This window comes from Alteromonas sp. 4NH20-0104 (assembly GCF_057547795.1).
Map to the genome: position 1 here is coordinate 1 of NZ_BAAJLP010000031.1, position 12,654 is coordinate 12,654.

Annotated in this window: 11 protein-coding genes; 4 read left to right on the plus strand and 7 right to left on the minus strand. The window is 48.1% G+C overall.

Features of this window, described 5'->3' with window-relative positions:
- Positions 1 to 104: 104 nt before the first annotated feature.
- The 3 genes from AC27IB_RS18715 (at position 105) to AC27IB_RS18725 (ending at position 1,419) form a co-directional block, all read left to right on the plus strand.
- Entirely contained in the window at positions 105 to 425 is a 321-nt protein-coding gene (locus AC27IB_RS18715) for a hypothetical protein (protein ID WP_487122839.1), read from the plus strand.
- Between the two features lie 133 nt (positions 426 to 558).
- Positions 559 to 957 carry a hypothetical protein gene (locus tag AC27IB_RS18720; RefSeq protein ID WP_487122841.1) on the plus strand — a complete coding sequence of 133 codons (399 nt, stop codon included), beginning with the start codon at positions 559 to 561 and terminating at the stop codon, positions 955 to 957.
- 48 nt (positions 958 to 1,005) lie between these two features.
- Positions 1,006 to 1,419 carry a YceK/YidQ family lipoprotein gene (locus AC27IB_RS18725; protein ID WP_487122843.1) on the plus strand — a complete coding sequence of 138 codons (414 nt, stop codon included), beginning with the start codon at positions 1,006 to 1,008 and terminating at the stop codon, positions 1,417 to 1,419.
- Between the two features lie 226 nt (positions 1,420 to 1,645).
- On the opposite strand, the gene AC27IB_RS18730 is transcribed toward AC27IB_RS18725, so the two are convergent.
- The 7 genes from AC27IB_RS18730 to ffh all read right to left on the minus strand — a co-directional run bounded on the left by AC27IB_RS18730 (position 1,646) and on the right by ffh (position 11,669).
- A complete protein-coding gene (locus AC27IB_RS18730; protein WP_487122845.1) occupies positions 1,646 to 2,833 on the minus strand; it encodes an alpha/beta hydrolase in 1,188 nt (395 codons plus the stop codon).
- Positions 2,834 to 2,906: 73 nt separating this feature from the next.
- Positions 2,907 to 3,308 carry a TerB family tellurite resistance protein gene (locus tag AC27IB_RS18735; RefSeq protein ID WP_487122847.1) on the minus strand — a complete coding sequence of 134 codons (402 nt, stop codon included), beginning with the start codon at positions 3,306 to 3,308 and terminating at the stop codon, positions 2,907 to 2,909.
- Positions 3,309 to 3,516: 208 nt separating this feature from the next.
- A complete protein-coding gene (locus tag AC27IB_RS18740; RefSeq protein ID WP_487122849.1) occupies positions 3,517 to 4,737 on the minus strand; it encodes a phosphoenolpyruvate carboxylase in 1,221 nt (406 codons plus the stop codon).
- Positions 4,734 to 5,369, minus strand: a complete 636-nt coding sequence (locus tag AC27IB_RS18745) for a condensin complex protein MksE (protein ID WP_296049017.1) — start codon at positions 5,367 to 5,369, stop codon at positions 4,734 to 4,736. Before AC27IB_RS18745 ends, AC27IB_RS18740 begins: the two co-directional genes overlap by 4 nt.
- On the minus strand, positions 5,366 to 9,052 hold the full coding sequence (locus AC27IB_RS18750) for an ATP-binding protein (protein ID WP_487122851.1): 3,687 nt from the start codon (positions 9,050 to 9,052) through the stop codon (positions 5,366 to 5,368). Before AC27IB_RS18750 ends, AC27IB_RS18745 begins: the two co-directional genes overlap by 4 nt.
- 222 nt (positions 9,053 to 9,274) lie before the next feature.
- Entirely contained in the window at positions 9,275 to 10,126 is an 852-nt protein-coding gene (locus AC27IB_RS18755) for a hypothetical protein (RefSeq protein WP_487122853.1), read from the minus strand.
- A gap of 151 nt (positions 10,127 to 10,277) precedes the next feature.
- Positions 10,278 to 11,669, minus strand: a complete 1,392-nt coding sequence (ffh, locus tag AC27IB_RS18760) for a signal recognition particle protein (RefSeq protein WP_296049013.1) — start codon at positions 11,667 to 11,669, stop codon at positions 10,278 to 10,280.
- 170 nt (positions 11,670 to 11,839) lie between these two features.
- Between ffh and AC27IB_RS18765 the strand changes: the two genes are divergently transcribed.
- Positions 11,840 to 12,634 (plus strand): cytochrome C assembly family protein, encoded by a 795-nt coding sequence (locus AC27IB_RS18765; RefSeq protein ID WP_296049012.1) that lies wholly within the window; start codon positions 11,840 to 11,842, stop codon positions 12,632 to 12,634.
- The last annotated feature ends 20 nt before the right edge of the window (positions 12,635 to 12,654 follow it).

Sequence of the window (12,654 nt, forward strand, 5' to 3'; positions counted from 1 at the left end):
ACTGCTGTAGTCGCTCGCAGGCTAGCTGGGACGTAAACACATGGGCTGCGTCGCTTCGCTCCTAATTTTAGCCCATGTGTTTCCGCCCCTAAGCAGGGCGTTAAATGCCAATGGAAGCTACAAAAACAACATCATTTATAGCTGGAGTATTACTAGTACTCAGCGAAGCTGTTATTGAGTTTTATTCTCTTCCAGGTGGAGTTTTCGCTTTTACCTTTTTCTCCTTAATTTTTTTGCTGGTTATTGGTAAGCAAATTATTGAAGAGTATCAGCGACAACTTCGTACAGAATATGATTTTGATAAAAAGCCATGGTATGAACCTGATACATTGCGTTTTGGAGTTAACATTTTAATACGTATACTCTTCTTTTTATTGGGTTTTATATCTGCGGCAGAATCGATGAAGTTAGTGGTTGGCATTTAACAGACGCATTGACCACAGGCTGCGCTCGCAAGAGACAAAACACGCAGGCTCCCGGCACTTCGTTCCGTGTTTTAGCCTTCGTGTTTTTGCCCGTTATGCGGGCGTTATGTTTTACGCACACATGGATAGTCGTATGAAAAAAATCAGTGCAATCTTGCTAGCCCTAAGCCTTTTTGGGTGCCAAACAACCTCTACAGAAGTCGATCCTTTCTTTGCTTCCGAAACTATTGAGATCAAAGCGGAAGAATTGCCTAACTACTGGGTTCTTAAGACCACAAAAGTTAAAATGCTAAATAAACGCCCTACTTGGTTGCCAAAAGGTAAAGGTGAATGGACTGTTTTAACTGTCATAGATTCGAATGGGTATGTAGTCGAGAATACTTTGATAAGCTCAATACCTGAAGGCTTTATGACACAAAGCAAACTAGATGAAATGCCACAAGTAAAATTTGAAGCAGCGGCATCAAATAGAAATCGAGTACCTGTAAAATTCTATGGTACAGCTAAAATAGCTCCTCGTAGCGAACTGTAAAATATGACAAAGAAATTAAGTCGCTCGCAGGCTCACTGGGACACAAACATGGCGGCTGTATCACTTTGTTCCGATGATGGCCGCTATGTTTGTGCCCTATATTTATGGTGTTATGTACTTAAAAGGATTTTTAAAGTGAAAAGGGTTCTTCTTCTATTAATGTCTTCAATTTGTTTCTCTTGCGCAACAGTTAGAACCATCGATCCCGTTAACAATCATGTTCAAATTGAGCACCGTGGCAAAGAAAGTTACTGTTCAGAAATCCCGAGAATCTATAGTGGGCTTATGTACAACTTTTGCTTGTTTTATGGTGAACCCAGTAAAGTTGAAAACCTTGGCTCAAGATTTGGCAGTGTACCTTTTTTCGTCATAGATACGGCGTTCTCTGCTGCGGCAGACACTATCGTTATTCCTTATACAGCGGTGCAACAAGCAAACAAAGGCAATATCAAAGTTAATTAGGAAAATGGTGAGCGTACATAACAATCACATTAAATCGCTCGCAAGCTTGCTGGGACGCCAACACATGGGCTGCGTCTCTTCGTTCCTACTTTAGCCCACGCGTTACTGCCCCTTATGTGGGTGTGATGAGCGCTTTTGATCATAATAAGAAATCATCATTGTCAATTTATATCCTTGAACAAGTAAACCATTCAGGCCATATCTCGACGTTGACTGTGATACCAGATTACTCCTTTAACAACGCGGGTTGTGAGTCAATCTCCAGCAACTGTTCAATCGCCCCCATCATGGTGTCGAAATAAGGATTGTAAGTAAGACGGGCAAATACCTTGCCTTCCTCGGTTAATCCCCAAGGGCCATACCAAACCTTCCCGCCCGCTTCACAGCGTTTTGTTTTACTGCTGCCCTGCCCATTATCACAAATTCTCTGGGTTCCACCGATCCCATACAAGGGATTGGCTGCACTAAACAATACACTCATATGCGAGGCAGCCCCGATCCGCTGCGCCGGTATTTGCATGCTAAGCACCTGGCTGTTAGCTGGCGCATCCTCTTCTTCACCCAGCCACAGCAACTGACTCGTTGGGTGACGAAAGTGCGCGGCATAAAGCTCAGATACCCTATTTACATCCACCACACTATCGCCCTCTGGCACCACTAACAATGCAGGTAGGGTAACCGGTTTCTGCTGCAATGACGCCTGAACCGCATCCACACTTTTCTGGTAAGCAGCAAAGCCCTGCATGGCCATTGAATTGTAGCGTGTTGGGTTGTCTTCGGGTTCAACATTGGGCCAACTAAATAACCCAGTTAAATACGGGGCCAGCCAGGTGACCGCAAAGCGGGATTCAAATGCCGGTGAGAACAGCAGTAAGCCAGCGATATCGTTGCGCTTACTGGTGGCCACCACAGCCAGATTTGTACCGGTGGAAAACCCGGCCAGATATAACTCATCCACTTTGCGGGAAAACTGTTCTACGTGAAAGTTAGTGGTTTGTTGCCACAGCGCATAACTGGCATTGAGCATATCGCCAGGTTTCGATCCGTGACCAGGCAGGAGTATCGCCCTTACCCACACGTTACGTTCACACAGATGTTCAGCAACGTCGTGAAAGAAATACGGCGAATCCCCCAAACCATGGATAAACAACACTCCTTTGGTATTACCAACACCACACTCAAAGGGCGTATTAATTTGCACTTCCCACCCCGGCTCAAAACCGGTGGACTGACGATGAGCACTAAGCCAGTCGGCCACAGCCTGCTGATATGTGGTAAAGGGAGTAATGGTAGACGGAACCAGTGAATCCGAAGGCACAAACTGGATTTTGCGGGTATGCTGACAGCTGCTTAGCAGCATTACTGTACACGTTACCAGTAGTGCCGCCAGGCAAAGCAGCCGAAATAGTTTCATCAGGCAGGGATACGTTTAATTGTCTGAATATTCCCGACCCTACCTGTGATTTGGCGGCTTTTCAATATATCGTTCAGGAAGCGGCAGGTAACTCCACCCGATTCGCAGTGAGTTCCCGGGCTAATACCTTGTGAGTTAGTAAACTTAACAGTTCGGTTTCTTCTTCGCTACGCTCACCGTCAACGCCTGACATTGCCATGGCAACCTCGAGCGCCTGACTGGCATTAAACGCCAGTTCGGCCTGCAATCCTCGCAATATATCTCCGGCGTCACCGGTATCCAGTGCCGTTCGGGTTTGATAAATCACTTCGTTTACGTAGGCTTCGCGACAAATGGGGCTATCCCATTCGAGGGAATCAACCAGCTCTTCCAGATAATCCTGCTCACTGAGTAAAATTTTTCTGTCGACCTGATAAAACAATACCGCTAGTTTTATTAGTGCTTGGTTAAAGCGTTGTTCTTCTGACAAATGCATAACAGCTCCTGTTCACTACAACCGGCATCCCGCCGGCAACTTCTTTAACAGATAGTACCCTATCATGTTACACATATGTTAATTATAAGTTTAAATTGTGATTTGCCAAGACCAATTTCATCTAAGAAACGGCTTTTTAAGGCAACAAAAAACGGCTCCTGTCTTGCCAACAACGAGCCGTTTTTGTATCACGCTGATTGGCTTACAGTTATCTTAGTCCTAAAGTGACATCATGGATCACAAAATTACCGGTATATCTTTCATCGACACGCCCCACCGGGTCGATAGCAAAGAACTGCTTATCCTCATCATCCAGTGCCTGATAGCCGCCAATCACCTGATAAATCCACACTTCCGGATCGAACTCCAGCTCGCGCTGGCTGAAATAATCCAGTGCTGATAAGGACTGGCCGTTATCAATCACCTCACAGAAATAGGCATCCACCTCTTCCTGTAGCGGATCGCTTTCTAAATCTACTGACTGCTGCTCACTAACATCAATAGTCGATGCTTTTTCCGGTTCACTTACCACAGGCTTACGGCGATACACTGAGCTTAGCGAGGCAACAATCTGCTGTAATTCCTGTTCGTGCGCGACCTGGTTCACATCAATGCTGGCCGGTTTCAGCATGGCCGCCGACTGATTGAACAATACGGGCACCTGAGTAAGATTCGGGTAATTACCCGGCGCAAAATCAGGGTGATGCTCCATGTGCAGTAAAAAGCCTTTAAGCAGCCGTGTACGGCCCTGGAACTCACGAAAACGGCCGAGTAAATCGAGCAGTCGCGCTTGCGCAACCGACAGCTCCTGAGTGGCTTTTGAGAAGCTTTGTTGCAAGGCAACTACTAATAAGTGGCGTAATTCACGGTTACCGCCGGCTATTTCACTGAGTTCATCAAAGCGAAAGCACTCTAACTGATTAAGCAGCTCAGAGACCTGGCCCTGAGCCAGTTCGTTTTCACGAATTTTAGCGTCCACCGATGAAACATAGCCAAACTCATTGTTAATCCGGCTAAACATTACCCGCACGCTGTTGGCCAGCGATTCGGTGAGCTGGTATACGTGCTCAGTCAGGTCGGTCATGTAAGCGTGAGCTTCGTTAAACCGGTTGTAGTGCAACGACTCTTTGTAGTGCTCGGCAATGGTTTTCAGACTCGCCAGGGCGGTGCCGATATTGGCGTTAATGTTGCGGTTGCGTTCGTCCTGAAGGCCACTTTCCAGCAAATTGCGCACTGCACTTTTAAGCCGCAGGGCGCTTTGTGGATCGGGCCGCCATAAGATACCCAACTGAATAAGTTGCTCGAGGACCTTGCGGCTAAAGTTTGATTCATCAACCGAGCCGTTTACGTAGGCGTGCATGATGAGTTCGCTGTGGCGACCCAGTGCATTTAAAAACCGGCTCCCTGCCTGGATCAGCACCTGACTCATAGCAGACTGCCCTGTTGAATGGCCGCTTCCGCCTGCTCAGATAACGACAGTGATTCGGTTTCATCGATAAAGCGGATCACTTCAAACAAATGCTCTACTTTGCCGGTGGCCAGATAAATTTGTTTTTCCGGGTTAGGTTTCATTAAGTAACCCAGGTCGGTGAGTTTTTTAAACACCTGCTTTAACTGACCGTCCAGATTCACACTGGTAGAACCGAACAACCGATAGCGGGAGATTTTCTCCAGTTGTTCACTGTAAGCCGGGGTGTCTTCAATAACGGTTTGCAGCTCATTTAAACGAATGGCATTGCCCATGGTCAGTGGCATATCCGACTCGCTGGCTTGCTGAACCAGTAGCAACCATTCCACCAGTGGTACCAGGCTGGAAGTAGTTTCCTGGAATTGCTGCAACAGTACTTTGCGTTCTTCGTCACCCAGAGTCAGATACCCGGCAAAAAACACCTCCCCTTCGCCGGTGGTGGCCAGGGTGCGGTTTAACAAATTCAAATGAGGTTCAAGCTTAGTGGCATTATCGCGGCTTTTTAAAAAGCGCCAGCTGTCTTCATCACTGACCTGACATATAAACTGGCCATTCAGTAATGCGCTTAATACTTTGCCCTGTTCGGTCATCATGCTGACACCTCCTGCTTGGCTTTACGGGCCTGAATCAATGATGACAGGTTAGTGCTCTTCGGCTGAACCACCTGTAATTGCTTAGATACTTTGTCGATGAGATAACGATTCTCAAACAGTTTTAAGACATCAGATTCAGGGTTCGGGAAGGCGCCGACCACACTGATATTATTGGCCTGACAGGCATCGAAAATCTTTTTCACGTTGCTTTGGTGCAAGGTACCCAGCTCATCAATAGGCCAGTGAATGACCGCGTCTGCCTCACCGCGCAATAAACGGGTAAAAGCCAGCAGGAACTTACACAGGATCAGATAAGCCATACCATGGCTCGACGATTCATTTAGCTGACGGTCGGTACGAATAACCAGATCGCTGTTCCCTTCACGCAAATGTAATTCAATATCCAGCAGTTTACTGATGCCACCAGAGAGTGCGGCACGACCAAGGATATCCAGCACGCGGCGCATGCTCTGGCCGTATTCATCATCCGGTAGTTCATGGGCGCCCTCTTCCATCCAACTGTCGTACAGCGTGCGGAAGTGTTCAAGCTCTGGCCAGAATTCCAGTTCACTGATCCGAGAGCGAATTTTTACCGCAGAATCCGATACGCCGTCGAGGAACAGTTCGCCATCTACCTCTTTACTGATGCGTCGACTCTGACTAACGATACGCTTATCAATATCCGCCAGTACAAAGTAATACTGACTCAAATCGGCACCAAAAATCCGCCCCTGCTCCCGCAGCCCCTGAATTTTCTGCGGTACGATCACGTTTAACAGTTGTGATAAGTGCCCTACCATCCGGCGGTGGTCAATGCCTTTCACGCCATGGGCGTTAATAACGGCACATTCTTCCCGAGCGCGCTCCCAGGTATCTGACAAGCCGGTTCCCGCCTGAGCAGCAATCAGTTGATCAAAACGTTCTACATAATTGCGAATATCGCTAAGCAGTTCTTCCCGCTCTTTGAGTAACGCCTGAGCCCTTGATAAGCGTTGCGTGATGCTAAGCTCATCGTGTTGCCACTCAGCCACCACCTCGACTTTGGGCAGGGTTTGTTTGGCCAGATTTTTCGCCAGTGCATCCACCTGTCCAAGTTGCTCGGTGGCTACAGAAAGCAGTTTTTCCAGCTCCGATTGCCTGGATTTTAAGCTTTCACGGGTTTCCCGATACGCTACCTGTAATTCATTGAGCTCACGTTCTGCTTCGCTCAGTGCCTTACGGGCTTTGGTTAACCCCTGTTGCCAGGTGACTTTATGGCCGGTGAACACGGTTTGATACCAGCGGTCGTAGTCGGCCACCTTATGGCGTTGGGTTTCGGTTTTATAAATCGCGTCTTTAAGACTCTTGACCTGCTTCTTAAGCTGACCAATCTCATCAACATCCAGTCCGCGCTGGTTGAGTTCATTTTCCAGCCATTTGGCCATTTCTTCGCGATCTTGCGCTGCTGAAGCTTTAGCCTGCTTAATCTCAGCATCTAACTGCGTCAGACGTGCATCGCTGTCGGCAATCAGTTGTTGCCAGTGGAAGCTGTGTTCGGTTACCGCCTCGCGCTGCTGATCTTTAATATCGTCACGGTCCAGTTCAAACTGGCTTTGCAGTTTTTTCTGTGCCTGCTGATTTGACTCTAACTGAGTTTTGGCGCGCTGTTTACGCTCTTTGAGTGCATGCTGGTATTCACTTAATACCGACTCTTTATCCTGTGTGGCACGTTTGCGTGCCGCCTCAGCGCTGCGTACTGCATTGTCCTGGCGGGTCATGGCCAGTTCGGCTATGCGCACCGCTTCGTTGCATTTCGCCAGCTCAGCTTCACATTCGTTTTGTTTATCCAGCGCCTCTGAGAGCGCAGCTTCGGCTTCATTGAGCGCTTGTTTGAGATCCTGCTCGGTTTTCGCATAGGCTGGCGCAGGCAAGTGCTCCAGGGCCAGCGTTACGCCATATAAACCATCGGCATTTGCCACGGGCTCAGGCTGTAAATCGGTGCGATCGAGTAACTCAGGGCGGATCAGACGACCAATAGAGCTTTCCCATTCATCCACATTGGCACGCAAATACTCCAGCAAAGACCCCTCGCCGGGATATAACAACGCATTGACTTCGGCCACCTGCTGCTCTGCTTTTCGATGTGCCGTGCGGGCTTTTTCCAGCGCATGATTAGCATTGTCACGCTGTTGAACGGCTTTTTGATAGCTGTTCTGAGTTTGACGATACTCGCTACGAACGCTGTCTTCACTGATGCTCGCTTCTTTAATGGCAGCATCAAGAAGCTCTAACTGTGACTGCTCAAACTCGTTATAACCGGCATTGGCCAGTGCCACTTTTGCCTCGGCTTCACTGACTTTCAGTTCGTTCAGTTTGGCATGATACCCATCGCTGAGCGTGTGGATCTGCGCTTCGTAATCAGCCTTAATATCCTGCAGCGCCTCACGTTCCCGCTGTTGCTGGTCGCTGCGCTTCTCTGCCGCTTCCTGACGAGCCGCTGACAACTCTTCTACCTGAGCACTTAACGTCTCGCCAATTTCAGCGACACGGCGATTATAGGCCGATTCGATGTCCTGGTGCTGTTCGGTGAGTAACGTATAACGGCTGGAGACCAGCTCTAAATCGCGCTGCCACTGGGGTAATTTCGCTACGTCTTCTTTGAGTTGTTCGATATTCTGGTCTTGCCAGTTATCAAATTCGCGCTCTACTGCTTCCAGTTCTGCCGAGTACTTTTCCACATCGGCGCGCGACGCCGATACCTGCTGATTCAACTCATCACGGCGTTCGTTCCAGGTGCTGTCGCTGAGTTTCTTCTGATGCAGTACATCGTCGAGTTGCTGACGGGCCTCTTCGCTGCGCGCGGTTAACCTGGATTTATCCAGTTCAAAGGCCTGGCTAATTTCCGACAGCCCGTTTTCTGCTTCCTGCAAGGCCATATTAGCCTGCTCCAACCGGGTAAATTCCGGCCGCACTTTATCGAACGCTCGGATCAGATGGCATTCACGGATCCAATCATCAACGCGATTCCGGGACAAACTTGAAGTCGGTGGCTGAACGCCGTCTTCTTCCAGAATGGCCGCAATCATCGCTTTGATGGTTTCCATTTTGCCTTCTTTAGAATGCACCGCTTTGGCCAGCTTCTCTATATGCCGTAAATGCTCATGTGACTGACTTAAGCTAAACACCTTGGCATAGCCTAATAGCTCCCGGGCACTGCTGCTCTGGTTTAACACGCCCTGATCGTTTTGTAACACCGCACGGAAGTCTTTAGTGGTTAACAGGCTCGACACCACAATATTATTGCGCTTCATGGCGCGGCTAATTTCGGTGGACGTTAACGACGCGTGTTTACCGCTTTTTTGCTGATACAGGTAGTCGTCCAAATCAAATGATTTAGCGATAAAGCGATAGTTAACCCCGGTACCGTTTGAACTTAACACAGCCTGACAAAGTTCACCGTCAGCGCGGGTGTATTCATAGATGATAAACGACGACTGACGGGGCAGATACCAGCGCTCAAAACTATCACGGGTAGCTGGGACCACCCGGCTGGGATATTCACCGTAAAATACCGGGATCAAACGTTGCAGTGTGGTTTTGCCTGACGCATTGGTCCCGCAAATATTGGTGTGCCCGTCAAGCTTAAGTTCAACAACCCCGGGTAAGTGAGTGTCGATAAGTATAATTCGTTTAAGACCGGCCATAGGATTCCTGTTTCTTTATTAGAACAATCTTCGCCGTGGTTGTTTGATTAATTAGATGAAGATCCGTTGCCAGCGCACATTGAGGCTGGCCATGCTACACGGCGAAATTAACGCGTCAGTTTATTATGAAATGGTGCTGTTGCACAGGTTTGCGAGGGTCAGTTTTAAGTTCGCGGGGAAAAATCGCAACAATCGCGCATTAATTAAACAAGTCGTGTCGGTTTAGGGGTTCTCGGGCAAGGTGTTTAACCAGAAAGTCTGGTTTTCCTGGTACTCCGGATCGGCAATGACGTCATCAAGTACCGAGTCAATGGCGTTAATGGCACGTTTACCCCAGGCATTGTTGGTGCATCCTATGGCGCCATAAACCGGCTGTTCGCCATATTCAGTGGTGGGCAAGTAAATTAGCGTTTTATTGTTCTCTTTAATAGCGAAGTAGCGCAGCACCCCAGGGTAATCGAGTGTGTAATGGATGCGTTCAAAGTCAATTTGCTGCAGTAGTCGCAACGGGCCCAATACGCCAGGCAATGCGAGGACATTGTCGTTCTCTTTATTAGCATCTATGGCAATTTGTAACTCGTCGGGGAAACGTCGCGCGCCGGCAAAGCCAAATATAAGCGAATCATTATTGAGCAATTCGATTAACGACAAGGCTTGCGGAGGCGTCGGATATAATTCTGACAACAGCTCTTTACGCAGAATGATACCCAGTGGCGGGTAAACGGTGGTCTTTTTGCTGTAGACAAAACGTTCGGTATCCTGGCGCTTAATCATGCAGGGAAAACACAAGTTTTCCGTCCCTTCGATCAGCCTGTTTATTCTTGACTGCGGGTACACTTCAATAGTGGTATCAAGCGGTGACAACCTGGCATTTATTTTATCCACCAGCACATCGCAAATGCCGTAACCCTGATGATGGCCATCAAGGATATGAAAAGGCGGAGACGGGTTTTTAATCCAGCGAATATCTGACTCAGACACATCGGCTGTCTGCTGTGCATTTAAAGGCGTAATTCCCTGCCCCAGTAACAGCGCCAGCGCAGCAAATCTCACTAAGTGATTTAGTCTTCCCATTTATCAATAGCGACCTGATGTAGTATGACGTTTCCTGTCAAGTATAGTCCCTGGGTGGCGCTTTTCATTAAGCGCAGTATTTTATTGCTGACAATGGATTAAAATTAATAAAACGCCGAATTGTTGTAAAGACAATTCGGCGTTTTGAGACTTACCGCGGTGGGAACATGCCGCCCATACCACCCGGGCCGCCACCACCAGGTGGCATCATGCCTTTCATCTGGCGCATCATTTTCTTCATGCCGCCGCCAGACATTTTCTTCATCATTTTTTGCATTTGGGTAAACTGTTTAAGCAACCGGTTTACGTCCTGAATCTGGGTGCCTGAACCGGCCGCGATCCGGCGCTTGCGGGAGCCTTTGATCATATCGGGCTTTTCACGTTCAGACGGCGTCATCGAATTAATAATCGCTTCCATCTGAGTGAATTGTTTATCGTTAGCCTGATCTTTAATTTTGGCGCTCATATTGCCCATACCAGGCAATTTATCGAGCATTCCCATCATGCCGCCCATATTGCGCATCTGTTCGAGCTGTTCTTTAAAGTCCTGCAGGTCAAAGCCTTTACCTTTCTGAACTTTCTTAGCCAGTTTCTGGGCTTTGTCTTTATCGACTTTACGTTCGACTTCTTCAATAAGACTAAGAACATCCCCCATTCCCAGAATACGCGAGGCAATACGTTCCGGATGGAAAGGCTCAAGGGCGTCGAGTTTCTCACCCATACCCAAAAATTTAATCGGCTTACCGGTAATTTTACGCACCGACAATGCCGCACCACCACGGGCATCACCGTCGGCTTTGGTTAAAATTACACCGGTCAGCGGCAGCGCTTCATTAAAGGCCTTGGCGGTATTTGCCGCATCCTGACCTGTCATGGCATCAACCACAAACAGCGTTTCTACCGGCTTAACAGCCGCATGCAGACCTTTGATTTCGTCCATCATGTCATTATCAACATGCAAACGACCGGCAGTATCGACTAACAGTACGTCAAAGAATTGTTTGCGCGCGTCGTCAATAGCATCGTTAACGATATCAATTGGCTTTTGCAGAATCGTAGACGGAAAAAATGTTACGCCGACTTCTTCAGCCAGGGTTTCAAGTTGTTTAATGGCCGCCGGACGGTAAACGTCGGCACTGACCACCATCACCTTTTTCTTTTCACGCTCGGTGAGATATTTCGCCAGTTTACCTACCGAGGTGGTTTTACCCGCCCCCTGTAGGCCGGCCATTAGCACGACAGCCGGTGGTTGCGTTGCCAGGTTCAGCTTTTCATTCGCTTCTCCCATCACCGCTTCCAGTTCCGACTGGACTATTTTAATAAAGACCTGGCCAGGCTTAAGGCTTTTAGTCACCTCGGTGCCTACGGCACGAGCTTTAACCTGACTGACAAATTCTTTAACAACCGGTAAGGCTACGTCTGCCTCAAGCAGTGCCATACGCACTTCTCGCAGCGTATCTTTAATGTTGTCTTCGGTCAGACGGCCACGTCCGCTTACACTGCGAAGTGTCTGGCCAAGGCGTTCGGAAAGATTCTCAAACATAAATCAATAACCTGAAACAAAAAGTAATCGCTGGAGTATACCGAAATTTACGCTGTTAACGTAGGGGGGATTAACGATTTATCACATTCAGGCAGACATCTGGTTGAATTCTTTGTTATTCTGGCGTATCTATACGGACTTATTTATCATCAACGGGTTATCAATAACAAATGGCTACCTTGTTTGCACTGTTGGCAGTTGCTGCCTATTTGTTTTCAGCGGTGTCGGTGACGGGGCGATTTTTTCATAACCAGGGGCCCAACCGCATGCTGTCGCTAAGTATTGCGGCACTGGCAGTGGTGTTTCACTCTTTTTATCTGGGTGATGCTATTCTGGCAGCGCAGGCCGGCCAAAATATGAGTATTACTAACGTACTCTCTCTGGTTGCCTGGCTCATCACACTGTCGATGCTGGTGAGCAGCAGTTTGTTACCCAATACCATTTTACTGCCGGTGGTGTTCAGCTTTTCAGCTTTTACTGTACTGGCTTCTATGTACGTGCCGGTAAATCACATTATGCATATTGATATGCGCCCCGGCCTGGTCATTCATATTACGTTATCGCTGTTCGCTTATGGCGCTTTGGTGATTGGTTTTCTATACGCCCTGCAGATGTCGTACATTACGCATCAGCTAAAGCATAAAGGTGCAGGGTTATTACACTCTTCGCTGCCTCCCCTGATGCTGGTTGAATCGATCCTGTTTAAGCTCATTCTGTTAGGCACGATTTTGTTGGTCATTGCGCAGATTAGCGGATTTATCTTCCTCGATAATATGTTTGGTCGCGGATACCTTCATAAAACGGTACTATCGATTGCCGGTTTGATTGTTTTTATTGTACTCCTGGCGGGTCAGAAACTCTGGGGCTGGCGGGGTAAACAAGTCATATCACTCACCATTGTAGGGGTGGCTTTGCTCTCACTGGCTTATTTTGGCAGCCGATTTGTGAGCGAAATACTCTTATAGTCGCATTCACCGAATAAACA